This window comes from Pseudomonas sp. UBA4617, from assembly GCF_002386445.1.
GTDB lineage: Bacteria > Pseudomonadota > Gammaproteobacteria > Pseudomonadales > Pseudomonadaceae > Aquipseudomonas.
Genome location: NZ_DGIR01000057.1, coordinates 31,775 through 55,961 on the forward strand (window position 1 = coordinate 31,775; position 24,187 = coordinate 55,961).

The window sequence follows — 24,187 nt, forward strand, 5'->3', positions numbered from 1 at the left end:
CGCTCCCACAGGTACGGCGCAGGTCGCAAAAGCTGCGCGGACCCTGTGGGAGCGGGTTTACCCGCGAAAAGGCCAGTACAGACAACGGATCAGTCCAAGGTAGTACCGCATGCCCTCCAGCCTCGCCAGCGAAACCCCGCGCCTTCCGTCCATCGACACTCTCCTGCGCCACCCAGCCTGCCTGCCGCTGATCGACCGCCACGGCCGCGACGCCGTGCTGGCCACCCTGCGCCAACTGCTCGACGACCTGCGCGACCCCGTCCGCAACGGCCAGCTCAGCGCCGCCGAGCTCGCCGCCGAGGTTCTGCTGGGCCGCGCCGGGGAACGCCTGGCCCACCAGCAGCGCAGCCAGGTCCGGCGCGTCCTCAACCTCACCGGCACCGTGCTGCACACCAATCTTGGCCGCGCCCTGCTGCCGGAGGCGGCCATCGAAGCCATGCAGACCGCCGCCCGCTACCCGCTCAACCTCGAATTTGACCTGGCCTCCGGCAAGCGTGGTGACCGCGACGACCTGATCGAAGGCCTGATCCGCGAGCTGACCGGCGCCGAAGCCGTCACCGTGGTCAACAACAATGCCGCCGCCGTGCTGCTGGCGCTCAACAGCCTGGGCGCGCGCAAGGAGGGCATCATCTCGCGCGGTGAACTGATCGAGATCGGTGGCGCTTTCCGTATTCCCGACATCATGGCCCGTGCCGGCGTGAAACTGCACGAGGTCGGCACCACCAACCGCACCCATTCCCGCGATTACGAGGCCGCCATCAATCCGCGCACCGGCTTGCTGATGCGTGTGCATTGCAGCAACTACAGCATCCAGGGTTTCACCACCCAGGTCGCCACCGCCGAGCTGGCGCGCATCGCCCAGCAACATGACTTGCCGTTGCTTGAAGACCTGGGCAGCGGCAGCTTGCTCGACCTGACCCGCTGGGGCCTGCCTGCCGAGCCGACCGTGCGCCAGGCCCTCGCCGACGGCGCCGATATCGTTACCTTCAGTGGCGACAAGCTGCTGGGCGGGCCGCAAGCCGGGATCATCGTGGGTCGCAAGGCGCTGATCGCCAGGATCAAGAAGAACCCGCTCAAGCGCGCCCTGCGTGTCGACAAGATCACCCTCGCGGCCCTCGAAGCGGTGCTGGCACTGTACCGCAACCCCGACCGCCTGGCCGAACGCCTGCCTAGCCTGCGCCTGCTGACCCGCAGCCAGGCCGATATCCACGCCCAGGCCGAGCGCCTGGCCCCTGCGCTGAAGGCCTGCCTCGGTGAGCAATGGCAGGTGAGCGTGGAGCCGACACTGGGCATGATCGGCAGCGGCAGCCAACCGGTGGCGCGCCTGCCGAGCGCAGCGCTGTGCCTGCGCCCACAGGTGTCGAAGAAGCTGCGTGGGCGTAGCCTGCATGTGCTGGAACGGGCCTTGCGCGACCTGCCGGTACCGGTGCTCGGCCGTATCGACGACGACGCCCTGTGGCTGGACCTGCGCCAGCTGGATGACGAAGCCCAGTGGCTGGCCCAGTTGCCTGCCCTGCAACTGGGGCCGGTGCAGTGATCGTAGGAACCGCCGGGCACATCGACCATGGCAAGACCGCATTGCTGCAGGCACTGACCGGCCAGGCCGGGGACCAGCGCCAGGAAGAGCGCGCCCGTGGCATGACCATCGACCTTGGCTACCGCTATGCTGCGCTGTCCGAGGGGGCAGCGCTGACCGGCTTCATCGATGTGCCGGGCCATGAGCGTTTCATTCACAACATGCTGGCCGGCGCCCATGGCATCGACCTGGTGCTGCTGGTGGTGGCTGCCGACGACGGGGTGATGCCGCAAACCCGCGAACACCTGGCAATCATCGAACTGCTGGGTATTCCGCAGACCCTGGTAGCGATCAGTAAATGCGACCGGGTTGAGCCGGCGCGCCTGGCCGAAGTGCAGGCGCAGGTCGATGCATTGTTGTCGCCGGGGCCTTATGCCGGGGCGCCGCAATTTCCGTTGTCGAGCGTAACTGGCGAAGGCATCGATGCGCTGCGCCAGGCCCTGCTAGCGGCCCAACAGCAGATGCGCCAGCGCAGCACACGCGGCGGTTTCCGCCTGGCCGTCGACCGCGCTTTCGCCGTTACCGGTGCGGGTGTGGTGGTGACCGGCACCGCGCTGGCCGGGCGGGTCAGTGCAGGCGAGACCTTGCTGCTGGGCAAGGCTGGCAAGCCGGTGCGGGTGCGTGGTCTGCATGCGCAGAACCAGGCCGCGCTGGTCGCCGAAGCGGGCCAGCGGGTGGCGCTGAACATTGCTGCCGAACGCCTGGCGGTAGAGCAACTGCACCGCGGTGACTGGCTGGTCCCCGGGTGGCTGCATGCGCCCAGCCTGCGGGTCGATATCGAGCTGCACCTGTTGCCGGGCGAAATCCGCACCTTCGAACATTTCAACGCCGTGCACGTGCACCTCGGCACCCAGGATGTCACCGCCCGGGTTGCGTTGCTCGAAGGTGAAACCCTGATGGCGGGCCAGCGCATGTTTGCCCAGCTATTGCTCAACGCGCCGCTGCAAGCGGTACATGGCGACCGCCTGGTGCTGCGCGACCAGCGCGCCCAGCGCACCCTGGGCGGTGGCAAGGTGCTCGACCCGTTCGCGCCAAGTCGTCAGCGCCGCAGTGAACAGCGCTTGCGGCAGTTACAGGTATTGCGTGATGCCGAGGACCTGGAGCAGGCGCTGCCGGCACTGCTCGCCAGCGCCCAGGGAGGTATCGACCCGCAGCGCCTGGAGCGGCAGTTCAACCGCCTGCGCGACACCTGGCAGTTACCCGACAACGCGCGGGTAGTGACAACCCGGCAGGGCCAACTGCTGTTCGCCAACGACCAGTGGCAGGCGCTGAAACGCCAGGCGCTTGGGCAGTTGGCGCTGTTCCACGAGCAGGAGCCCGACCAGCTGGGCCCGGACCGTGATCGTCTGCGCCGTTTTGCAGGGTTGCCGCTGGAGCGGCCCGCTTTCGTCAGCTTGCTGGACGAATTGCTCGATGAGGGCGCCATTGCCAGCAGCGGCCCATGGCTGCACCTGCCCGAACACAAGGTGCAGTTGAGCGAAGCCGACAGCGCGTTATGGGCCCGGCTGCAACCCAGGTTGCTCGCAGGGCGATACGATCCGCCCTGGGTCCGGACGCTGGCGAGCGAGGAAAACTGTGCCGAAGCCGATGTGCGCCTGTTGCTGCGCAAGCTGGCCCGGCTGGGCCTGGTGCACCAGGTGGTACGCGACCTGTTCTACCCCGAAGCGACGCTACGGCGCATGGCAGAGCTGCTGTTGGGGCAGGCCGGGGAAACGCCGATAGTGCAGGTTGCCGCGTTTCGCGATATGTTGGGCATCGGTCGTAAACGCAGTGTGCAGATTCTGGAATATTTCGACCGCATTGGCCTGACCCGCAGGGTGGCCGACCAGCGTCACATCCGCGCCGACAGTGCCCTGGCCCAGCAGCAGGCCAGGCACTGAGTTCAAGGAAGGCAATCGCGCCCGGTGGCGCGGCCGGGCTTCAAACCCGGTTGGGGACGGCAGCCGTTCCCGGGCAGGTTCGACTCCCGCTGCCTTCCGCCATTTCCTCTTGCCTGTCAGGGCCTAAGCCCGCTCCCCACACAGATCCAGAGCAAACCACCGCTCTGCTGTATCGACGTCCAGGCCAGCCCCCAGCAGCGCAAGCATCTTGCCCAGCGCAGCCTCGCGGGTCATGCCGCCACCGCTGACCAGCCCGGCCCCGCGCAAGCGGTTACCGGCCGCATAGGTATCGAACACCACCGAGCCCTCTGGGCACTGGCTGATCGCGACCAGCAACACGCCGCGCTGGCGCGCCGCGCTCAGTACATCGAGCAGCGCCTGGTCGTCCGACGGCCCGGTACCGCTGCCATAGCACTCCAGCAGCAACCCTTGCACGCCGCTGCCCAGCACGGCTTGCAGATGGCTGGCCTGCAGGCCTGGGAACACCGGCATCACGGCCAGGTTGACCGCCTGGCGCGGGTGCCGGTAGCCCAGTTCGGCGGGAAGCGCCGCCGCCCGCTCGCCGTCGCGATGCCGCGGCAGCGCGGCGAAGGCGTCGAAGGCTTCGCTGCGCAGCTTCGATACCCGGCAGCCATGCAACAACTGGCCGTGGAAGTACAACTGCACGCCGTCCTGCAGGCCGCGTTCGAACTGGCACAGCGCGCCGCACAGGTTGTCCCATGCATCGCTGCCAGGCGCACCTGCCGGCAGCATCGAGCCGGTCAGCAGCACCGGCACCGGCAGGCCGAGCAACAGGAACGACAACGCGGCAGCGCTGTAGGCCAGGCTGTCGGTACCGTGCAGTACCAGCACACCGTCATGGCCAGCGTCCACAGCTGCGACGATGGCATCGCGCATCGCCAGCCAGTTGTGTTGCTGCATATTGGCGCTGTCGAGCAGCGGGTTCATTTCCTGCAGGGCCCAAGGCACCTTCGGCGCATCGGCCATCAAGGCGAAATGCTCGCGCATCCGCACTTCGAAACCACCTGCCGGCGCCAGGCCTTCGGGGGTTTCAAGCATGCCGATGGTGCCCCCGGTATAGAGGACGAGGAGATTCTTTACTGCACGCATGGAAAGCATCCGTAGCGATGAACGGAAAAAGAAAAGCCGCCCGCGGATGGGGCGGCTTGGCAGGCCAGGATATCAGCGCTGGGTTTGCGCTTGGGCAACTGCCTTGTCAGTGGCGGATTCCACCTGCGGATTGGCAGGCCAGGCGTTGCGGTCCAGGTCGAGGTCGGCGAACTTGGCCGAATCGAACACCGGCTGGTCGACACCTGCCTTGCGCTGCTCATCGTAGTCACGCATGACGCGCAGGCCGACCTTGAACAGCAGGGCCAGGGCAATCAGGTTGACGAACGCCAGGCAGGTCATGGTGATGTCGGCGAAGGCGAACACGGTCGACAGGTCCTGCAGCGAACCCCATACCACCAGCGCCAGCACCAGGCCGCGGAACACCATCAGCACCACACGGTTGCGGCTGAGGAACTGCAGGCTGTTCTCGCCCAGGTAGTAGTTGTAGAGGATGCAGGTGAAGACGAACAGCGACAGCGCAACGCTGACGAACACGCGGCCCCAGTCACCGACCACGGCGGCCAGCGAGTTCTGGGTCAGGACGATACCGTCACCTTCGAAGCCCGGAGTGTAGAAGCCCGACAGCAGGATCAGCAGGGCGGTACAGGTGCAGATCACGAAGGTGTCGAGGAACACGCTGAAGGCCTGGACCACGCCCTGCGCACCCGGGTGTTTCACGGCAGCCACGGCGGCGACGTTCGGCGCACTGCCCAGGCCTGCTTCGTTGGCGAACACGCCACGTTTCACGCCCATGACGATGGCGCTGCCGAGCAGGCCGGCAAACGCCGGGTCGAGGCCGAAGGCGCTCTTGAAGATGGTTTCCAGCATGGCTGGCACGTGCTCGATCTGGGTGCCGATCACGTACAGGGTCACGCCGATGTAGGCGAGGGTCTTGATCGGTACCAGCAGGTCGGACACTGCGGCAATGCGTTTGATGCCGCCGATGAAGGTGATGGCCAGCAGCACGGCGAGGACGATGCCGGTGTGCTTGGGGTCGAAGGCGAAGGCGTTCTGCAGCGAGTGGGTCACGGTGTACGACTGCAGGCCGATGAAGGCGAACCCGTAGGTGACCAGCAGCAGGATCGAGAACACGATGGCCATGCTTTTCAGCTTCAGGCCGTGCTGGATGTAGTAGGCCGGGCCGCCACGGTACAGGCCGTCGCCGTCGGCGCGCTTGTAGACCTGGGCGAGGGTACATTCGAAGAAGCTGCTGGACATGCCTACCAATGCGGTAACCCACATCCAGAACACGGCGCCTGGGCCACCGAGGGTCACGGCAATGCCGACACCGGCGATGTTACCAGCGCCAACACGACCGGCCAGGCTCAGCATCAGAGCCTGGAACGAGCTCAGTTGGCCTGCCTGGCCGCGCAGCGATTCTTTGAACACACTGAACATGTGAGCGAAGTGGCGGAACTGGACGAACCGGGAACGGATGGTGAAGTAGCTACCCAGTCCCACGATCAGCACGATGAGCAGTTTCCCCGAGAGGAAATCGTTGAGTACTTCGAGCATTGGAAAATGACCTCGATTCTTATTGTTCGTGTGGAAAGACCAGCGGACGGCAGGCGCACCGCTATTCGTTGGCGCGCATGGTTGGCCATGACAAGAGCGGTTACAATTTCGCGGGTTGCTCCAAATTGGTGCGACTTGATGCTAGACTGGCGTCATTCGCGTCACCTGGGTTCCGTGTCATGAGCGATAATTTCGCTATCAACCTCAAGTTTGCCTGCAGTCATTACCGCTCTATCTCCGAAGTTTGCCGCCAGCTCTCGATCAATCGCGCCCAGTTCAACAAGTACCTGAGCGGGCAGAGCCGTCCGACGGCTTTCAACCTCAAGCGCATCGGCGATTTCTTCGGCGTCGAAGAATACGAACTGAACTTGCCGCCCGAGCAGTTCAGCCAACTGGTCGGTGCCCGCGTACCCGCTTTGGTCGAGCCGGCTGGTGATCCGATCAGCGAGCTGTTCCGCCCCTTGCACGACCACGCCGGCAACCTGTCGCGTTATTGCGGCTATTACCTGGAATACTCCAACTGCATGTCGGTGCCGGGCACTGTCCTGGTGTCGCTGGTGCAGCTGTGGGAGGAGCAGGGGCGTTTCCTGTTCGAGCGCGAGGAACGCCAGGAACGCTCCAGCACCATCGACCACCATGCCGAGGTGCGTTGCCGTTACCTGGGCGCGGCGTTCCAGCTGCAGGACCGGATGTTCCTGGTTGACTACGAGTCGCTGACCTTCAATGAGATGAGCCAGACCATCCTCATCCCCAGTTTCAAAAGCCGCATCACCCGACTCAACGGCCTCAAGGCTGGCGTATCCAGCGGTGACCGGCGCAACCCGGCCTGCACCCGGGTGGTGTGGGAATACCTGGGTACGCAGATCAATCGCGCCAGCATTTTCCGCCAGGTGAAACTGTACCAGCCGGATGATCCGCGAATAGATGACGATATACGCGAGCGGTTGAGTGAGCGGCCGTTGCGCAACAGCCTCTTCGAGATCGAGTAGTGTTCAATGCCTCAGGCATTGTCGGGGATGAACGTACCTGGCACTCGTTCCTGCTCCGTTGGTAGGGATTTCTGCCTCCGGCGACTTTTGACTGAAGTCATCCACGCCTGTGGCAGCGAACGGGGTCGGGGTTGGACTTCCCGGGCGGGAAACCGCAAAATGACCCCTTTCCCTTGATCAACCTCTCCGGATCTGCTGACTCTATGCGTATGCGCCTAATGCTGTTGGGTGGTGGCAATGCCCTCGGGCAAGCGCTGATTCGTCTTGGGGCCGAGGAGGACATCGCTTTCCTGGCGCCGCGCCCGCCCGAGAACGGCTGGACCCCGGCCAGCCTTACCCAGTTGCTCGATGACCACCGCCCCGACGCCCTGGTCAATCTGGCCTACTACTTCGACTGGTTCCAGGCCGAGACGGTCAGCGAACAGCGCCTGGCCCAGCAGGAGCGGGCGGTGGAGCGCCTGGCGGAGCTGTGCCAGCATCACCAGATCACCCTGGTGCAGCCTTCCAGCTACCGGGTGTTCGATGGTTCGCGGGCTACCGCCTACAGCGAAAAGGACGAACCAGTGCCACTGGGGCTGCGCGGCCAGGCGTTGTGGCGCATCGAGCAGAGCGTGCGTGCGGCATGCCCGCAACATGTGTTGCTGCGCTTTGGCTGGTTGCTCGACGAAAGTATCGACGGCGCGCTAGGCCGCTTTCTGACCCGTGCCGAACAACCGCAGGAGTTGTTGTTGGCCGATGACCGGCGCGGCAATCCGACCCCGGTCGACGATGCCGCCCGGGTTATCCTGTCGGTGCTCAAGCAGCTGGATTGCAGTGCGCCGCTGTGGGGCACCTATCATTACGCCGGCAACGAGGCGACCACGCCGCTGGCGCTGGGCCAGGCGATCCTCGCCGAGGCCGGCCATTATCGCCAGCTGGCCGTGCAGGCCCCGACGCCGCAGGCCCATGCCGCGCGGCCGGATGCCAGCGAGGAACCGCAGCATGCGGTACTGGCCTGCAAGAAAATCCTTCATACCTTCGGCATCAAGCCGCGCGCCTGGCGCGCTGGCTTGCCGCCCCTACTGGACCGGTTCTACCGCCATGGCTGACGCCCCCATCCTGATCACCGGCGGTGCCGGCTTCATTGGCTCCCACCTGTGCGATGCGTTGTTGGGCAAAGGCTACGCCGTACGTATTCTCGACGACTTCTCCACTGGCCGGCGCGACAATCTGCAGGTTGATCACCCGCGCCTGCAACTGATAGAAGGCGATGTTGCCGATGCCGCGCTGGTCACGCAGGCGGCGGCTGGCTGCAGTGCCGTGGTGCACCTGGCAGCGGTGGCTTCGGTGCAGGCCTCGGTCGAAGACCCGGTGCGCACCCACCAGAGCAATTTCATCGGCACCCTCAACGTCTGCGAAGCCATGCGCGTGCACGGCCTGCGCCGGGTGTTGTTCGCCTCCAGCGCAGCGGTGTATGGCAACAATGGCGAAGGCGAATCGATTGCCGAAGACACCCCCAAGGCGCCGCTGACCCCCTATGCCGTGGACAAGCTGGCCAGTGAGCAGTACCTGGATTTCTACCGCCGCCAGCATGGCCTGGAGCCGGTGGTGTTCCGCTTCTTCAACATCTTCGGGCCGCGTCAGGACCCGTCCTCGCCTTACTCCGGGGTGATCAGCATCTTTTCCGAGCGCGCGGTGCAGGGCTTGCCGATCACGGTGTTCGGCGACGGCGAGCAGACGCGGGATTTCCTCTACGTGGGTGATCTGGTCCAGGTGATGGTGCAGGCGCTGGAGCAGGCGCAGGTCGAGGAGGGCGCGGTGAACATCGGCCTCAACCAGGCCACCTCGCTGAACCAGCTGCTGGCGGCGCTGAAGATGGTGGTCGGTAGCTTGCCGCCGATCAGCTATGCGGCGGCGCGTTCGGGTGACATTCGCCATTCGCGGGCGGATAACCAGCGCTTGCTGGCGCGGTTCGATTTCCCGCAGGCGACGCCGATCGTCGAGGGCTTGGCGCGGCTTCTGGGCAAGGTCTGAATATCCACGGGGGCGCACCGCGCCCCGAACCTCACGGATGCCGCACCACTTTGCGCTGGCAATCCTCGGCCGCCAGCACTCGCCCGTCGCGGCTTCGTACCTGTAGTGTCTCCAGCGCCTGCCCGGTCACACGCTCCACCAGATCCGAACGCGTTTCACCTGCTGCGAACAGAAATCGCTCGCCCCACTGCCTCAAGCCAACCACCACCGGAAACACCGATCGCCCTTTCTCGGTCAGCACGTACTCCTTGTAGGCGCTGCCATCCGATGCCGGTTGCAGCGTCAGTAGCCCGCTTTCCACCAGCAACTTCAGGCGTGAAGCAAGGATGTTCTTCGCCAACCCCAGGTTCTTCTGAAATTCGCTGAAGCGTCGCAGGCCGTCAAAGGTATCGCGCAGAATCATCAGCGACCAGCGGTCGCCTAGCACCTCCAGTGCCCGTGCTACGGGGCACTGTGCGTTGTTTTCATCGAGCATTCCAGCAAACCTGTCTTGATCATCTGGTTGCAGATTAAAACCACATTTGTTAAATATCCACCATGTGGTTTCAATTTAAAACCAGATTGACGAGAATTCCCGATGCGCTCTGTGCTGACACGCTGGACAACGCTGTTGCTCGCCATCACTAGCGCCATGGCCGTGGCGACCGTGTATTTCGCCCAGCCTTTGCTCGAATCGATGGCCGTCGACCTGGGTGTGGCGCAGCAGCGGATCGGCTGGGTAGTTGGCGCGACGCAGGCAGGCTATGCGCTGGGGCTGCTGCTGATCGTGCCACTGGGGGACCTGATCGACCGCAAGCGCCTGTTGCTTGGGCAGTTACTGTGCTCGGCCCTGGCATTGATCGGTGTAGGCCTGGCTCACAACTGGCCCCTGCTGTTGGTGACGCTGGCCGCTACCGGACTGATGGCGGTCATGGTGCAGGTGATGGTGGCGCATGTGGCCAGTCTTGCTGCACCCGGCCAGCAAGGGCGGGCGGTGGGCACAGTCACCAGCGGGGTGGTACTGGGCATTCTGCTGGCGCGGCTGGTCTCGGGCGGGCTTGCCGACCTGGCCGGTTGGCGCAGCGTTTACCTGGTAGCCGCCGGGCTGCTGATGCTGCTGGCGCTGGTGCTGTGGCGGTGCTTGCCGGCGGGCCAGCCGGTGGCGTTACGGCCTGGCTACCGGGCGCTGATCGTGGCCCAGTTCAGTTTGTATCGGCATGACCGCCTGCTACGCCAGCGTGGGTTGTTCGGCGTGTTGATCTTCGCCGCGTTCAGCGTGCTGTGGAGCGCCATGGTGATGCCCCTGAGTGCCGCGCCCTTGGCGCTGAGCCATAGCGAGATCGGCCTGTTCGGCATCGCCGGTGTGGCGGGCACGTTGGCGGCAGGGCGCGCCGGTCGCCTGGCCGACCAAGGGCTGGGCGAACGCACCACCGGGTTGGCGCTGGCCCTGCTCACGCTGTCATGGCTGCCAACGGCCTTCGTCGGGCATTCTTTAACGGTATTCGTGTTGGGTGTGTTGATGCTGGATTTTGCCGTGCAGGCAGTGCATGTCACCAACCAGAGCCTGCTGCTGGCCGGACGCAGGGCAATGGCCAGCCGCTTGATCGGCGCCTACATGGGTTGCTATTCGCTTGGCAGCGGGCTGGGGGCGGTGCTGGCGAGCTGGGTGTTTGCCCGTTGGGGTTGGGCTGCGGTGTGTGGCCTGGGCATGGTCATCAGCGCGGTTGCGCTGGGGTACTGGCTGTGGCTAGGACGGGCGAGGGCGGCCGAGGCCGCCCTGCAGTGTTCAGGTCAGAACTTGTAGCCAAGGCCGACCATGTAGACCCAAGGGTCGACTTCGACGTTGACCTTGGTCTTGCTGTAGCCCAGTGCGGAGGGACCGTCGACGCTGGCTTTGGTGTCGATGTCGACGTACCAGACCGCGGCGTTGACCAGCAAGTTGTCGGTGAGCATGTAGTCCATGCCCAGCTGGCCGGCGATACCGACCGAGTCCTGCAGCTTGAGATTGCTGAAGCCCTGCTGCTTGCGGGCGCTGCTGAGGTCTTCGTCGAAGAACAGGGTGTAGTTGATACCCACGCCGGCATACGGCTGGAATCTGGAGCTTGGCTCCATCGGGTAGTACTGCAGCGACAGGGTCGGTGGCAGCTGCTTGATGTCTGCCAGCTTGCCATCCAGGCCGCCGCCCAGGCCCTTGACGCCGACGGTGTGCTTGAACGGGGTGGCCGCCAGCAGTTCCAGGCCGACATGGTCGGTGAGCATGTAGGCGAAGGTCAGGCCCAGCTGGGTGTCGCTGTCCAGAGTTGCCTTGGTGCCCGAAACCTTGTTGCCATCGAACTTGAGGTCGCCGCTGCTTTCGTTGGGGGCGGTGGTGATGGCGCCGGCGCGCAGGATCATATCGCCTGCCTGATAAGCGTGGGCGGCAGGTGCGGCGAGCGCCAGGGCCACGAGTGAGGCGCCGAGCAAGGTCTTGTTCATGGAAGCTCCCAAAGGACGTGAGTAATCGAGTAGTCCAATGGTACGGATGCGGTTGAACAGAAAGTTTGACCCAGCTCAAAGAAGCGTCGCCACGAACTCGAAACAGTTCTCACTTCAGCTCATAAGCGTATATTTTTTCGGCTTCCATCTGGTAGCCAGCATCCGCCAGTTCGCTGGTGGAGGCTCTAACTTGCAGCTTTCCCTCGATCCAGTAAGGCTGGTAGAGGTCTTCGATGCGCACGCCCATTTCGCTGAAGATGTGCACGATCTGGTTCGGCGGTGGTGGCGGCACATGTATGCATGCGCCGTAGTAGGGGACCAGCAGAAACTCGGTTGTGCGGCCTTCTTCGCTCACCTCCAGCGGAACGATGTAGCCGGGCAGCTTGATTCGCTGGCCGTCGAGGCTTTTCACCACTGGCGCGTCGGGGGCCTGCTGGCGCGCCGGAGGCGCCGATTCGGCAGACAGGGCGTCGCCGAGCTGCGACATGTCGTGCAGCGGTGCGAGTTGCGGCGGGATGACGGGTGCGCCTTCGGGGATCAGGGAAGGCCAGTCCAGTTCCCGGGGTTCGTCGGCCCACAGCGGCATTGCTACTGTCAGCAGCAGGATCAGCAGTGTGTGCAGTGCTGGCCTCTTCGCGGGGTTACCCGCGAAAATAGCGGTGAGGTTGCGGATCATTACCGGCTCTCAAAGGTGAATGGACAGGCCATCGGCCAGCGACTGCCGGTAGGCCCGCCACGCCGGCACGCTGCCCATCAGCAGCGCGGCCCCCAGGATGATAGCCAGCAATGTCCACTCATGAGCACTGGGCAGTGCCAGTGGCAGATACAAACCATAGTTGGCCTGCACGTACCCCTGTGCCAGGGCGATACCGGCATACAGCAAGCCAAGCCCGGCGATGATCCCGACTGCTGCCAGCGATAATGCTTCAAGTACCAGCAGCCCCGCGATATGCCAAGGCCTGGCGCCAACCGAGCGCAATATCGCCATCTCCCGCCGACGCTCGTTCAGGCTGGTAAGAATCGCCGTGAGCATGCCGATCAGGCCGGTCAGCACCACGAACAGCGAGACCACGAACAACGCCTGCTCGGCAGTCCCCATCAGGCTCCACAATTCCTGCAGGGCCACCCCGGGCAGGATAGCCAGCAACGGCTCGTTGCGGTATTCGTTGATTTCCCGCTGCAGGCTGAAGGTGGCAATCTTGTTATTCAGGCCAAGCATGAAGGCGGTTATTGCGGCAGGTTGCAGGTCCATCGTGCGCGCTTGCTCAGCGCTGATGCGCCCGGCGCCCCGGGCCGGCACGCCGTTGTGCCAGTCGATGTGGATGGCTTGCATGCCGCCCAGGCTGATATGCAGGGTGCGGTCCACCGGCGTACCGGTGCGCTTGAGCACGCCGACCACGGTGAACGGTTTGTCGTCATGCTTGACCAGGCTGACCGCGGCTACACCGTGCGCCAGTACCAGCTTGTCGCCTGGCTTGTAGCGCAGGGCATCCGCCACTTCGGCACCGATTACCACTTCGAACGGGTCATCGGCAAACGCGCGGCCCTGGCTGAACTCCAGGTGCTGGCGGCGACCGTACTGGTAATGGCTGAAGTAGTCGCCGGTAGTGCCCATCACCCGATAGCCGCGGTGCGAGTCGCCCAGCGAGATTGGGATGGCCCACTTCACCCGCGGGTCATTGGCGTAGTGCTGGTAGCTGTCCCAGCGAATGTTGTTGGTGGCGTTGCCGATGCGAAACACCGAGTACAGCAACAGATTCACCGAGCCGGAGCGGGCGCCGACGATCAGGTCGGTGCCGCTGATGGTGCTGGCGAAGCTGGCGCGGGCCTCGGTACGCACCCGCTCGACGGCCAGCAACAGGCACACCGAAAGGGCGATGGCAAAGGCGGTGAGGAAAGCAGTGAAGCGGCGGTTGGCCAGGCTGGCCAAGGCAAGGCGAAGCAGGTACATCAGGCCTCCCGGGGCTTGGCGGCACGGTTGAGTTCCGCCAGCGACAGGTGACGGTCGAACAGCGGCGCCAGGCTCTGGTCATGGCTGACGAACAGAAGGCTGGCGCCAGCGGCGCGGCATTCATCGAACAGCAGGCGGATGAAGGCTTCGCGGGTATCGGCATCCAGGGCCGAGGTCGGCTCGTCGGCGATCACCAGTTCGGGCTGACCGATCAGCGCGCGGGCAGCGGCAACCCGTTGCTGCTGCCCGATCGACAGGCTGTCGGCGCGGCGGGCGAGCAGGGCGGGGTCGTCCAGGCCCAGATGCGCCAGCAGTGTACTGGCCGCCAGGCCGAAACTGCCATGGCGCTGCTCGGCGCGGGCCTTGCGGTTGCGTGAGAAGCGGCAGGGCAGCTCGACGTTCTCGCGTACCGAGAGGAACGGCAGCAGGTTGAATTGCTGGAAGATATAGCCGGTGTGGTCAACCCGGAAGCGGTCACGCGCGCCCTGGCCCAGGCTGCCGAGGTCCTGACCAAGCAACTGGATGCGCCCCTGGCCCGGCACGTTCACCCCGCCCAGCAAGCCCAGCAAGGTGGTCTTGCCGCTGCCGCTGGGGCCCTTGAGGAACAGGGCCTCGCCAGCGTCCAGCCGGAACACCGGAATGTCCAGCAGCGCGGGCTGGCCTGGCCAGGCGAACACCAGGTCGCGCAGTTCGATCAACGGCTGGCGCATTCAGAACGCGACCGCTGCCTTGGCCGGCGTGGTTTCCAGGCCTTTCTGGCCGTTGGGGCCGATCAGTTGCACGTTGATTTTCTGCATGGCCGGAAAGGCCTTGAACAGCGGCGCGAGGTCCAGTTGTGCCAGTTTATCCGGGCTGGCGCAGGTCAGCTGGTAATGGGCACCGATGTCGCTGTGCGCGTGCTCGTGGTCATGATCGTCGTCGTCAGCTTTCGGGGCGTCACCGAACAGCGGGCTTTGCAGCTCTTGCTGGTCTTCCTTGCAGTCGGCGGCAGCCGGCAGGCCGAACAGTTTCAGCGGCTGTTCGAGTTGCTGGCGTGCTGCCGCGACCTTGGCCTTGTCGGCATCGCTGCTGGCGGCATGTTCGAAGCCGACCAGGTTCATGGCGGGGCTATCCAGCTCCAGCTCCAGCGTAGTGCCGTCGAGCACGGCGTTGAGCCTGGCCACGCCATGCTCGTGGGCACCCAGGGTGCCGTGGGCGTGGTCATGATCATGGTCATCGTCGTGGGCTTGGGCCACGACCAGGGGCAGCAAGGCGAAGGGCAAGGCGAGCAGCAGGCGACGCATGGACGACTCCGGGGCAGGCGGGAAGATTGGGTTATGTTATAACAGCTTTTCCGCGCGCCGCCAGTCTGCGTGGCGCAGGTTTCATGTTCGGGTAGCATGGTTGCATTGACCTTGCTCAAGGAATGCATCATGAGAATTCGTGGACAGATCGGTGACTGGCCGGTGGACCTGACCATCGAGCTGGAGCCGGAAGAGTGGGCGCAACTGCGGCGGCAGGTGGAGCTGCCAGAGCCGGCACAGGCGGCCGTAGCGGCAGCAGTGGCGGCGCCGCGCCCGGATGACGGGCAGTGGACTGCGGCGCGCGATGTGTTGCGCCTGGCAGGGCAGCTGAGCGGGCCGCAGCTGCTGGATCGGCTGGAAGGGCTGGCGGGGAGTACGGCAGCGGCTAAGCGGCTGCTGGTGCGCTTGCGGCACAGCAGCGAAGTGAAGGTGGAAAGTGGCGTGGATGCGCCGGTTTATCACTGGGTGGGGTGAGATTCAGGGAATTCGGGGCCGCAAAGCGGCCCCGATATTCTCAGAACATTGCCGCTGAAAGCTTGCGACGGTACACGCTGACCAGCGGGTGGTCGCCGCCCAGCAATTCGAACACCTGCAGCATCGCCTTCTGTGGCAAGCCGTTTTCATAACCACGGTTACGCTGGAACAGCTTCAGCAACCCGTCCAGCGCCGCCTCATACTGCTGGCGCGCCAGCTGCTGCACGCTCAGCTGGTAGGCCGCCTCGTCGTCCTGCGGGTTCTGCGCCAGACGGCTCTTCAGGTCAGCCACCTCCGGCAAGCTGGCGGCCTGGCGCAGGAAAGTCAGCTGGGCTTTGGCGCCGGCCAATGCGGCTTTATGCTCGTCAGTCTTGACCGCGTCCAGTACCACCTGGGCTTCACCCAGCTCACCGCGTTCGGCCAGGCAGCGGGCGTACAGGATCAACGCCTCGGCATTGCTGTTGTCCTCCCCGAGAAGCGCCTGCAACAGCGCCTCGGCCTCGGCAAAGCGGCTTTCAGCGAACAGCGCCTTGGCCTGCTCCAGCGGCGAAGCGGTGGGCGCTGCAGGCAATTGCACGTGCGGCTCGAGCATGGCACGGATCGCCGACTCTGGCTGGGCTCCGGCGAAACCGTCCACCGGCTGGCCATCCTTGAACAGCACCACGGTCGGCAGGCTGCGGATGCCGAACTGGGCAACCACCTGTTGCTCCACGTCGCAGTTGATCTTGGCCAGCAGCAGCTCGCCCTGGTAGCCCTCGGCGATCTTCGCCAGCAATGGCATCAGCGCCTTGCAGGGCGCGCACCACTCGGCCCAGAAGTCGACCAGTACCGGTTTGTGAAAGGAGTTCTCGATCACCAGTTGCTGGAAGGTGGCATCGGTGGCGTCGAAAATGTACGGCGTGTCTTGGCTCATCGCGACTCTCGCAAACTCATGGATGGCACCACTATAAGGTCTCGCGGCTGGCATGGTACAGGCTGACCCGGCGGAATTCGTGTGGCTCGGCCAGGTCCGGTAGCGTCAGGGCTTCGAGTACCCCCAGCTGCTGGTAGAGCGGGTGGCTGAAATCGCGGACTCGCGAGTCGGCCACCAGCGCCTGATGGCCGCGGTCGAGGAATGCGTCCAGCAGCGGCAGGTTGGCGCGGTCATACAGAACATCGGCAACCAGGATCAGGTCGAAGCAGTCTTCTTCGGCGAAGAAGTCGCTGCTGTAACCCAACTCCACTCCATTCAGCGCAGCATTCGCGCGGCAGGCCTCAAGGGCTAGCGGGTCGAGGTCGCAGGCCACCACCTCCAGCGCACCGGCGCGGGCGGCGGCAATACCGGCGATACCCGAGCCGGCGCCAAAATCCAGTACCCGCTTGCCGGCGACCCACTCGGGGCGCTCGGCCAGGTAACGGGCCATGGCCAGACCACTGGCCCAGCAGAAGCTCCAGTATGGCGGGTCTTCCAGAATACGCCGGGTCTCTTCGCTGCTGAAGGCGCGGTCCATGTTCTGCTCGTCGATCAACCACAGCTTCAGGTCGCAGCCGGGCAGTTCGCTGACGATCAGGCGCGCTTCGCCGATCAGGCCACTGAGCGCCTGTTGCAGGGCAAGCGGCGCCACTTATGGCGCCTTCTCGAAACGCAGCGGGCCGGTGGCCTGGTTCTGGGCCTGGGTAATGCGCACGGGCGGCAGGTGCAGGATCAGCTGGCCTGAGCGACTGGCGCGGCCGCGCAGCTCGACCCGGGCACCGGCGGGGAAGGCCTCTGGGTTGAAGCGCAGTTGGTAGGGCAGGGCCTGGCCGGTGCCGGTCAGGTTGCTGCTCGCCAGCAGGCGCTGTGGGCGGTCGCGTTCGTCGATGACCAGCAAGGCCAGTTCGACCTCGGCCCCGGCCGGGATCTCCAGCAAGGTGCCGCTCAACTCGCGCTGGTAGGCCGGCAGCGGGCCCGGTGCGTCGGCCGGCTTGGCCACCCGGGCTGGCGTGGGCGCCGCAGGGGTATCGGGCTTCGGCCTGTCGCTGCCACAGGCGGCGAGCAGGGCGGCGCAGCACAGCACGACGAGCGCTCGGTAGTGCATGGGGTAGTCCTTCACGGGCAGATTTCCCATGGATGTTAACCCCTTTGGCTTGTCTTGCCAGTGGGATGCGCTACCATGGCCCTCCCTTTTTTTGTTGCCTGCCACCATGCACTGTCCCTTTTGCGGTGCCAACGACACCAAGGTCATTGATTCTCGCCTCGTCGCCGAGGGCGAGCAGGTGCGCCGCCGCCGCGAATGCGTGGCCTGTGGCGAGCGCTTCACCACCTTCGAAACGGCCGAACTGGTACTGCCCCGGCTGATCAAGCAGGACGGCACGCGCCAGCCTTTCGACGAAGAAAAACTGCGCGCCGGCATGCAACGGGCCCTGGAAAAGCGCCCGGTGAGCGTCGAGCGCCTGGAAGCAGCGCTGGCCCACATCAAGAGCCGTCTGCGCGCCACCGGCGAGCGGGAAGTCAAGTCGCTGGTGGTCGGTGAAATGGTCATGGCCGAACTGCGCAAGCTTGACGAAGTGGCCTATATCCGCTTTGCCTCGGTTTACCGGCGCTTCCAGGACCTCGACGAGTTCCGCGAAGAAATCGACCGCCTGGCACGTGAGCCGGCCAAAGAGTGAGCATGCCCAGCCAGACTGCCATCCTCGATGCCCACTACATGGCCCGCGCGCTGCAATTGGCGCGCCAGGGCCTGTACAGCACCCACCCGAACCCGCGTGTCGGCTGCGTGATCGTGCGCGATGGCGAAGTGGTTGGCGAAGGCTGGCACGTACGCGCCGGCGAGCCGCATGCCGAGGTGCATGCCTTGCGCCAGGCCGGTGAGCGTGCCCGTGGTGCCTGTGCCTACGTCACCCTGGAGCCGTGCAGCCACCATGGCCGCACGCCGCCGTGCGCCGAAGCGCTGGTCAAGGCCGGCGTGGCGCGAGTGGTCGCCGCCATGCAGGATCCTAACCCGCAAGTGGCGGGGCAAGGTCTGCGGCGCCTGGCCGAGGCCGGTATCGAAGTGGCCAGCGGGGTGCTCGAGGGCGAGGCCCGCGCGCTCAACCCGGGCTTCCTCAAGCGCATGGAACATGGCCTGCCGTTCGTTCGCGCCAAACTGGCGATGAGCCTGGACGGCCGCACGGCCATGGCCAGCGGTGAAAGCCAGTGGATCACCGGCCGGGCCGCGCGTTCGGCCGTGCAGCGTCTGCGCGCCCGGTCCAGCGTGGTGCTGACCAGCGCCGCCAGCGTGCTGGCCGACAATGCGCGGATGACCGTGCGCGGCGCCGAGCTGGGCCTGGATGCTGAAAGCACCGCGCTGGCGCTCAGCCGTGCACCGCTGCGCGTGCTGGTCGATGGCCGCCTGCGCCTGCCGCTGGACGCGCCGTTCTTCCAGGCCGGCCCGGCCCTGGTGGTGAGCGCTGTCGCGGATGACCCGCGGTATGCCGCTGCCGGCCACGAACTGCTCAGCCTGCAGGGCGATAATGGCCAGGTCGACCTGCCTGCGCTGCTGCAGGCCCTGGCCGCCCGTGGCGTCAACGAAATTCTGCTGGAGGCCGGTGCCGGCCTGGTGGGTGCCTTTGCCCGGCAGGGCCTGATCGACGAGTACCAGTTGTTCGTCGCTGGCACCTTCCTAGGCAGTCATGCCCGCCCGCTGCTGGACTGGCCACTGGACAAGATGAGCGAAGCGCCGCGGCTGAAAATTACCGGAATGCGCGCAGTGGGCGATGACTGGCTGGTCACGGCCGTCCCCCTGCCGGCGCCCGGCGTATAATGCCCGGCTTGCCCTGCGCAAACCGTTTCTGAGGAAGACCCAATGTTCACCGGCATCATCGAATCCATCGGCACCATCCGCAGCCTCACCCCCAAGGGTGGCGACGTGCGCGTCTACGTCGAGACCGGCAAGCTCGACCTGGGTGACGTCAAGCTCGGCGACAGCATCGCCGTCAATGGCGTGTGCCTGACGGCCGTCGAATTGCCGGGCGACGGCTTCTGGGCCGACGTCAGCGTCGAAACTCTCAAGCGTACCGCCTTCATCGACCTCAGGAGTGGCAGCAAGGTCAACCTGGAAAAGGCCCTGACCGCCACCACTCGTCTGGGCGGGCACCTAGTCAGCGGCCACGTCGACGGGGTTGGCGAAATCATCTCGCGCAGCGATAACGCCCGCGCCATCCAGTTCCGCGTGCGTGCACCAAAGGAACTGGCCAAGTACATCGCCCACAAGGGTTCGATTACCGTCGACGGCACCAGCCTGACGGTCAATGAGGTCAATGGCGCCGAGTTCGAGCTGACCATTGTCCCGCACACCCTGTCCGAAACCATCATGGCCGACTACCGCGCAGGGCGTCGGGTCAACCTTGAGGTCGACTTGCTGGCCCGTTACCTGGAGCGCTTGCTGCTGGGTGACAAGGCCGCCGAACCGAGCAAGGGCAGTGGCATTACCGAAAGCTTCCTGGCCGCCAACGGCTTCTTGAAATCCTGATTGAGAAGGGGGTGCCGCGTGGCGCTCAACAGCATCGAAGAACTGGTCGAAGACATCCGCCAGGGCAAAATGGTCATCCTCATGGATGACGAAGACCGCGAGAACGAAGGCGACATCATCATGGCCGCCGAGTGCTGTCTGCCTGAGCACATCAACTTCATGGCCAAGCACGCCCGCGGCCTGATCTGCATGCCGATGACCCGCGAGCGTTGCGAAACGCTGAAGCTGCCGCTGATGGCGCCGCGCAACGGCTCGGGCTTCGGCACCAAGTTCACCGTGTCGATCGAAGCCGCCGAAGGCGTTACCACCGGCATTTCCGCCGCCGACCGAGCGCGTACCGTGCAGGCCGCCGCTGCCAAGGACGCCAAGGCCGAAGACATCGTCAGCCCTGGCCACATCTTCCCGCTGATGGCCCAGCCCGGCGGCACCCTGGCCCGCGCCGGCCATACCGAGGCGGCCTGCGACCTGGCGCGCATGGCCGGTTTCGAGCCGAGCGGGGTGATCTGCGAAGTGATGAACGACGACGGCACCATGTCGCGCCGCGCCGAGCTGGAAGTGTTCGCCGCCGAACACGGCCTGAAGATCGGCACCATCGCCGACCTGATCCACTACCGCATGATCCACGAGCGCACCGTGCAGCGCGTTTCCGAGCAACTGATCGAGAGCGAGCTGGGCGAATTCAACCTGGTCACCTACCGTGACGCGGTCGAAGGTGATGTGCACATGGCCCTGACCCTGGGCAAGATCTGCGCCGAAGAGCCAACCCTGGTGCGCGTGCACAACATGGACCCGCTACGCGACCTGCTGCTGGTCAAGCAGCCGGGGCGCTGGAGCCTGCGCGCCGCCATGGCTGCCGTGGCCGAGGCCGGCAGCGGCGTGGTACTGCTGCTGGGCCACCCGCTGGATGGCGACGTGCTGCTGGCACACATCCGCGAAAGCGCTGGCGAAGCGCCGGTCAAGGCACCGACCACCTACAGCACCGTGGGTGCCGGTTCGCAGATCCTGCGCGACCTGGGTGTGCGCAAGATGCGCCTGATGAGTTCGCCGATGAAGTTCAACGCGATATCCGGATTCGATCTGGAAGTTGTAGAATACGTGCCCTCCGAGTGACTTGAGGCGGCAAATGCGCCGTCCAGCTCGAGTCCATACCCCTGTCGAGGCCGCCAGCAAGCGGCCTCGCTCTTGAAGATGAGAATATCGGAATGACCCTGAAGACCATCGAAGGTACCTTCATCGCCCCCAAAGGTCGCTATGCTTTGGTGGTTGGCCGCTTCAACAGCTTCGTCGTCGAAAGCCTGGTAAGCGGTGCCGTTGATGCCCTGGTACGCCACGGTGTCAGCGAAAGCGACATCACCATCATCCGTGCCCCGGGTGCGTTCGAAATCCCGCTGGTGGCACAGAAAGTCGCCCAGCAAGGTGCCTACGACGCGATCATCGCCCTCGGCGCAGTGATCCGTGGCGGTACCCCGCACTTCGAATACGTGGCGGGCGAATGCACCAAGGGCCTGGCCCAGGTGTCCATGGAGTTCGGTGTTCCGGTGGCCTTCGGCGTGCTGACCGTCGACTCCATCGAGCAAGCCATCGAGCGTTCCGGCACCAAGGCCGGCAACAAAGGTGCTGAAGCTGCCCTGTCCGCTCTGGAAATGGTCAGCCTGCTGGCGCAGTTGGAGGCCAAGTGATTAGCGACGAAAGCGATCGTTTCAACCCGCGCGATCCAAAACCTGCGGATGCCGGCAAGCCGTCGAAGAGCGCCAAGCGTCGCGAAGCCCGCAAGCTCGCGACCCAGGCGCTGTACCAGTGGCACATGGCGCAGCATTCGCTGAACGAGATCGAAGCGCAATTTCGGGTCGATAACGATTTTTCCGATGTTGATGGCGCCTACTTCCGCGAGATCCTGCATGGGGTCCCGGCGATCAAGAGCGACATCGACAACGCCCTGAAGCCATGCCTGGACCTGCCACTGGACGAACTTGATCCGGTCGAGCTGGCCGTGCTGCGCCTGTCCACCTGGGAGTTCATCAAGCGCGTCGACGTACCGTACCGCGTAGTGATCAACGAGGGTGTCGAGCTGGCCAAGGTCTTCGGTGCCACCGACGGCCACAAGTTTGTCAACGGTGTGCTGGACAAGCTGGCGCCGAACCTGCGCGAAGCAGAAGTCAAGGCGAACAAGCGCTGATCCTGGCGCAGCTAGCCCATGGGTGAGTTCGAACTGATCAACCATTACTTCGCCGCCGCGCCTTGCGCGCAAGGTGGCGAGGGCGTGGCCCTGGGTATCGGCGACGACTGTGCCCTGCTGGACCTGCCCCCTGGCGAGCAACTGGCAGTGTCCACCGACACCCTGGTCGCCGGCGTGCATTTCCCCGCGGTGTGCGATCCGCTTCTGTTGGGGCAGCGGTCGTTGGCCGTGGCGGCCAGTGACCTGGCGGCCATGGGCGCGACTGCCATAGGCTTCACCCTTGCGCTGACCTTGCCCGACGTCGGCCCAGAGTGGCTCGAGGCTTACGCCAACGGCCTCAGCCGCATGGCCCATCGTTGCCGCATGAGTCTGATCGGCGGCGACACCACTCGGGGCCCGTTGAGCATAACCGTTACCGTGTTCGGCCGTGTGCCCGTCGGCCAGGCCTTGCGCCGTAGTGGCGCGCGGCCAGGCGACCTGCTGTGTGTGGGCGGTTCGCTGGGCAAGGCTGCCGGTGCTTTGCCGCTGGTGCTGGGTGAGCGACAGGCGCCTGCCGAGCAGGCCAAGCCGCTGCTGCGTCATTACTGGGCGCCGATGCCGCAGTTGACCCTCGGCACGTGGCTGCGAGGCCGCGCGACGGCTGCGCTGGATATCTCCGACGGCCTGCTCGCCGATTGTGGCCACATCGCCAAGGCGTCCGGGGTCGCCATCGAGGTGAACCTGGCCCAGGTACCAGTGTCTGCTGATGTGGAGGCGCTACTGGGGCGCGAGGCCGCACTGCAGGCGGCGCTTAGCGGAGGCGATGATTACGTGCTGGCCTTTACCTTGCCGCGTGAAGCACTTGCACCCCTGACGAGCCTGGGTTTCATCGAAGTGCATGTCATTGGCCGCGTGGTCGAAGGACAGGGCGTGACCTTGCGCGACGCGCGAGGCCGGGACATCACCCCCGCGCAACGCGGCTACCAACATTTCAGGGAGACACCGTGACCGATCACCCCAACCAGGTGCCTGCGGAGTTCGTTCCGCCTTCGGTCTGGCGCAACCCCTGGCATTTCATCGCCTTCGGCTTCGGCTCCGGCACTTTGCCCAAGGCCCCGGGGACCTGGGGCTCGCTGGTCGCCATTCCGTTCATCCCGCTATGGCAAATGCTGCCTGACTGGGGCTACTGGCTGCTGCTCGGCGTGAGCATGCTGTTTGGCTTCTGGTTGTGCGGCAAGGTCGCCAATGACTTGCGTGTGCATGACCATGAAGGCATCGTCTGGGATGAAATCGTCGGCATGTGGATAACCCTCTGGCTGGTGCCGGAGGGCTGGCAGTGGCTGCTGGCGGGGTTCCTGATGTTCCGCTTCTTCGACATCCTCAAGCCGTGGCCGATCCGCTGGATCGACCGCCATGTGCATGGGGGTGTCGGGATCATGCTCGACGATATCCTGGCTGGTGTGTTCGCCTGGCTGGGCATGCAGGTGTTGGTGTGGGCGTTCGCCTGATTCAGCGGCATCTGAGGGCGCTACTGCTGGGCATGCTGCTCAGCCTTGCCCCGTGGGCCGCCGCTGCCGAAGGCCTGCCCAGGCAAATCCACCTGGTCAGCGAAACATGGCTCGATTACACCAACGCCAACGGTACCGGGTTGGCCTGGGATGTCCTGCGCAAGGTGTTCGAGCCGGCCGGGGTCAAGGTGGCGATCCAGAGCGCACCCTACAGTCGTGCGGTGGGCCTGGTCAAACGTGGCGAAGCGGATGCCTGGGTGGGCTCGTACAAGGAAGAGGACGCCGACAACCTGTATCCGCGCTGGCACTTCGACATGGACCACATCTACGCCTTGGGCCTGGCCAGCAAACCCGTGCCTACCCGGGACACTATCGGCCAGTACCGTCTGGTCTGGGTGCGTGGCTACAATTTCGGCCGTTACTTGCCCAATGTGCGCGATGCCCGGGAAGTGCAACGTCGCGAAGGCATCCTGCCGATGCTCGAACATGATCGGGTGGACTTCTATATCGATGCGCGGACCGAGGTCGATCACGTGCTCGGCCAGACCTCCCAACCCGAGCGTTTCCGCCGTGCCCATGTCGCCGAACTGCCGTTGTACCTGGCCTTCGCCCGCAACGACCGGGCCAAGGCCCTGCGTGATCTGTTCGACAAGCGGATGGCCGAGCTGGTACGCCGTGGCGAACTGAAGCCGATTTTCGAACACTGGCAACAGCCGTATCCGTTCACGTCGGGCAGCAAACCACAATAAGACCCGAAACTGTCAGCATCGAACTTTTCGATCTTACCCCACGGTATTCAGCCAGCGCACA

General features: G+C 64.9%; 27 protein-coding genes and 1 tRNA gene. 17 read left to right on the plus strand and 11 right to left on the minus strand.

Going from position 1 to position 24,187, the window contains the following annotated elements; genetic code table 11:
* Positions 1–109: 109 nt before the first annotated feature.
* The 3 genes from selA to B4L76_RS23695 all read left to right on the plus strand — a co-directional run bounded on the left by selA (position 110) and on the right by B4L76_RS23695 (position 3,558).
* Positions 110–1,537: an L-seryl-tRNA(Sec) selenium transferase gene (selA, locus tag B4L76_RS23685; protein ID WP_296235468.1), complete on the plus strand. Its 1,428-nt coding sequence runs from the start codon at positions 110–112 to the stop codon at positions 1,535–1,537.
* Positions 1,534–3,456: a selenocysteine-specific translation elongation factor gene (gene selB / locus B4L76_RS23690; protein ID WP_296235469.1), complete on the plus strand. Its 1,923-nt coding sequence runs from the start codon at positions 1,534–1,536 to the stop codon at positions 3,454–3,456. The genes selA and selB overlap by 4 nt, the downstream gene beginning before the upstream one ends.
* A gap of 6 nt (positions 3,457–3,462) precedes the next feature.
* Positions 3,463–3,558 (plus strand) — tRNA-Sec (locus B4L76_RS23695).
* 21 nt (positions 3,559–3,579) lie between these two features.
* Here B4L76_RS23695 and B4L76_RS23700 read toward each other — a convergent pair.
* On the minus strand, positions 3,580–4,566 hold the full coding sequence (locus tag B4L76_RS23700; RefSeq protein ID WP_296235470.1) for an asparaginase: 987 nt from the start codon (positions 4,564–4,566) through the stop codon (positions 3,580–3,582).
* Positions 4,567–4,638: 72 nt separating this feature from the next.
* Positions 4,639–6,081: an alanine/glycine:cation symporter family protein gene (locus B4L76_RS23705; RefSeq protein WP_296235471.1), complete on the minus strand. Its 1,443-nt coding sequence runs from the start codon at positions 6,079–6,081 to the stop codon at positions 4,639–4,641.
* Positions 6,082–6,260: 179 nt separating this feature from the next.
* Between B4L76_RS23705 and B4L76_RS23710 the strand changes: the two genes are divergently transcribed.
* The 3 genes from B4L76_RS23710 (at position 6,261) to B4L76_RS23720 (ending at position 9,083) form a co-directional block, all read left to right on the plus strand.
* Positions 6,261–7,070, plus strand: coding sequence for a helix-turn-helix domain-containing protein (locus B4L76_RS23710; RefSeq protein ID WP_296235472.1), 810 nt, complete (start codon positions 6,261–6,263; stop codon positions 7,068–7,070).
* Positions 7,071–7,273: 203 nt separating this feature from the next.
* Positions 7,274–8,158, plus strand: a complete 885-nt coding sequence (locus tag B4L76_RS23715) for a sugar nucleotide-binding protein (RefSeq protein WP_296235473.1) — start codon at positions 7,274–7,276, stop codon at positions 8,156–8,158.
* Positions 8,151–9,083 (plus strand): NAD-dependent epimerase/dehydratase family protein, encoded by a 933-nt coding sequence (locus B4L76_RS23720; RefSeq protein WP_296235474.1) that lies wholly within the window; start codon positions 8,151–8,153, stop codon positions 9,081–9,083. Before B4L76_RS23715 ends, B4L76_RS23720 begins: the two co-directional genes overlap by 8 nt.
* Before the next feature lie 31 nt (positions 9,084–9,114).
* On the opposite strand, the gene B4L76_RS23725 is transcribed toward B4L76_RS23720, so the two are convergent.
* Complete coding sequence (locus tag B4L76_RS23725; RefSeq protein WP_296235475.1) at positions 9,115–9,558, minus strand: winged helix-turn-helix transcriptional regulator; 444 nt, start codon at positions 9,556–9,558, stop codon at positions 9,115–9,117.
* A 102-nt stretch (positions 9,559–9,660) separates the two neighbouring features.
* Here B4L76_RS23725 and B4L76_RS23730 point away from each other — a divergent pair, with 102 nt between their 5' ends.
* Positions 9,661–10,866 carry an MFS transporter gene (locus B4L76_RS23730; protein ID WP_296235476.1) on the plus strand — a complete coding sequence of 402 codons (1,206 nt, stop codon included), beginning with the start codon at positions 9,661–9,663 and terminating at the stop codon, positions 10,864–10,866.
* Here B4L76_RS23730 and B4L76_RS23735 read toward each other — a convergent pair.
* From B4L76_RS23735 to B4L76_RS23755, 5 genes are all read right to left on the minus strand, one after another.
* Positions 10,854–11,537, minus strand: a complete 684-nt coding sequence (locus B4L76_RS23735) for an OmpW/AlkL family protein (protein WP_225780189.1) — start codon at positions 11,535–11,537, stop codon at positions 10,854–10,856. The two genes, B4L76_RS23730 and B4L76_RS23735, sit on opposite strands and share 13 nt — an antisense overlap.
* 109 nt (positions 11,538–11,646) lie before the next feature.
* A complete protein-coding gene (locus B4L76_RS23740) occupies positions 11,647–12,213 on the minus strand; it encodes a DUF3299 domain-containing protein (RefSeq protein WP_296235477.1) in 567 nt (188 codons plus the stop codon).
* A 9-nt stretch (positions 12,214–12,222) separates the two neighbouring features.
* Positions 12,223–13,488, minus strand: coding sequence for an ABC transporter permease (locus B4L76_RS23745; RefSeq protein ID WP_296235478.1), 1,266 nt, complete (start codon positions 13,486–13,488; stop codon positions 12,223–12,225).
* Positions 13,488–14,198 (minus strand): ABC transporter ATP-binding protein, encoded by a 711-nt coding sequence (locus B4L76_RS23750; RefSeq protein WP_296235479.1) that lies wholly within the window; start codon positions 14,196–14,198, stop codon positions 13,488–13,490. Before B4L76_RS23750 ends, B4L76_RS23745 begins: the two co-directional genes overlap by 1 nt.
* Positions 14,199–14,771, minus strand: a complete 573-nt coding sequence (locus tag B4L76_RS23755; protein ID WP_296235480.1) for a DUF2796 domain-containing protein — start codon at positions 14,769–14,771, stop codon at positions 14,199–14,201. It abuts the gene before it with no gap.
* A 129-nt stretch (positions 14,772–14,900) separates the two neighbouring features.
* Between B4L76_RS23755 and B4L76_RS23760 the strand changes: the two genes are divergently transcribed.
* A complete protein-coding gene (locus B4L76_RS23760) occupies positions 14,901–15,245 on the plus strand; it encodes a hypothetical protein (protein WP_296235481.1) in 345 nt (114 codons plus the stop codon).
* Positions 15,246–15,285: 40 nt separating this feature from the next.
* Here B4L76_RS23760 and trxA read toward each other — a convergent pair whose 3' ends face one another.
* From trxA to B4L76_RS23775, 3 genes are read right to left on the minus strand one after another with little or no spacing between them, the layout of a single operon-like run.
* Positions 15,286–16,158: a thioredoxin gene (gene trxA / locus B4L76_RS23765; protein ID WP_296235482.1), complete on the minus strand. Its 873-nt coding sequence runs from the start codon at positions 16,156–16,158 to the stop codon at positions 15,286–15,288.
* A gap of 31 nt (positions 16,159–16,189) precedes the next feature.
* Positions 16,190–16,849: a class I SAM-dependent methyltransferase gene (locus B4L76_RS23770; RefSeq protein ID WP_296235483.1), complete on the minus strand. Its 660-nt coding sequence runs from the start codon at positions 16,847–16,849 to the stop codon at positions 16,190–16,192.
* Positions 16,850–17,302, minus strand: a complete 453-nt coding sequence (locus B4L76_RS23775) for a YbaY family lipoprotein (protein ID WP_296235484.1) — start codon at positions 17,300–17,302, stop codon at positions 16,850–16,852.
* Between the two features lie 106 nt (positions 17,303–17,408).
* Between B4L76_RS23775 and nrdR the strand changes: the two genes are divergently transcribed.
* The 9 genes from nrdR (at position 17,409) to B4L76_RS23820 (ending at position 24,126) form a co-directional block, all read left to right on the plus strand.
* Positions 17,409–17,873, plus strand: a complete 465-nt coding sequence (gene nrdR / locus B4L76_RS23780; protein ID WP_003255402.1) for a transcriptional regulator NrdR — start codon at positions 17,409–17,411, stop codon at positions 17,871–17,873.
* Positions 17,874–17,875: 2 nt separating this feature from the next.
* Positions 17,876–19,006, plus strand: a complete 1,131-nt coding sequence (ribD, locus tag B4L76_RS23785) for a bifunctional diaminohydroxyphosphoribosylaminopyrimidine deaminase/5-amino-6-(5-phosphoribosylamino)uracil reductase RibD (protein WP_296235485.1) — start codon at positions 17,876–17,878, stop codon at positions 19,004–19,006.
* A gap of 42 nt (positions 19,007–19,048) precedes the next feature.
* Positions 19,049–19,714 carry a riboflavin synthase gene (locus B4L76_RS23790; RefSeq protein WP_296235486.1) on the plus strand — a complete coding sequence of 222 codons (666 nt, stop codon included), beginning with the start codon at positions 19,049–19,051 and terminating at the stop codon, positions 19,712–19,714.
* An 18-nt stretch (positions 19,715–19,732) separates the two neighbouring features.
* Complete coding sequence (gene ribBA / locus B4L76_RS23795; protein ID WP_296235487.1) at positions 19,733–20,824, plus strand: bifunctional 3,4-dihydroxy-2-butanone-4-phosphate synthase/GTP cyclohydrolase II; 1,092 nt, start codon at positions 19,733–19,735, stop codon at positions 20,822–20,824.
* A 92-nt stretch (positions 20,825–20,916) separates the two neighbouring features.
* On the plus strand, positions 20,917–21,393 hold the full coding sequence (gene ribE, locus B4L76_RS23800) for a 6,7-dimethyl-8-ribityllumazine synthase (protein WP_003255395.1): 477 nt from the start codon (positions 20,917–20,919) through the stop codon (positions 21,391–21,393).
* Positions 21,390–21,890, plus strand: coding sequence for a transcription antitermination factor NusB (nusB, locus tag B4L76_RS23805; protein WP_289129308.1), 501 nt, complete (start codon positions 21,390–21,392; stop codon positions 21,888–21,890). Before ribE ends, nusB begins: the two co-directional genes overlap by 4 nt.
* Before the next feature lie 18 nt (positions 21,891–21,908).
* Positions 21,909–22,877, plus strand: a complete 969-nt coding sequence (gene thiL, locus B4L76_RS23810; protein ID WP_296235488.1) for a thiamine-phosphate kinase — start codon at positions 21,909–21,911, stop codon at positions 22,875–22,877.
* Positions 22,874–23,377: a phosphatidylglycerophosphatase A family protein gene (locus B4L76_RS23815; RefSeq protein WP_296235489.1), complete on the plus strand. Its 504-nt coding sequence runs from the start codon at positions 22,874–22,876 to the stop codon at positions 23,375–23,377. Before thiL ends, B4L76_RS23815 begins: the two co-directional genes overlap by 4 nt.
* A gap of 32 nt (positions 23,378–23,409) precedes the next feature.
* Positions 23,410–24,126 carry a substrate-binding periplasmic protein gene (locus B4L76_RS23820; RefSeq protein ID WP_296235558.1) on the plus strand — a complete coding sequence of 239 codons (717 nt, stop codon included), beginning with the start codon at positions 23,410–23,412 and terminating at the stop codon, positions 24,124–24,126.
* The last annotated feature ends 61 nt before the right edge of the window (positions 24,127–24,187 follow it).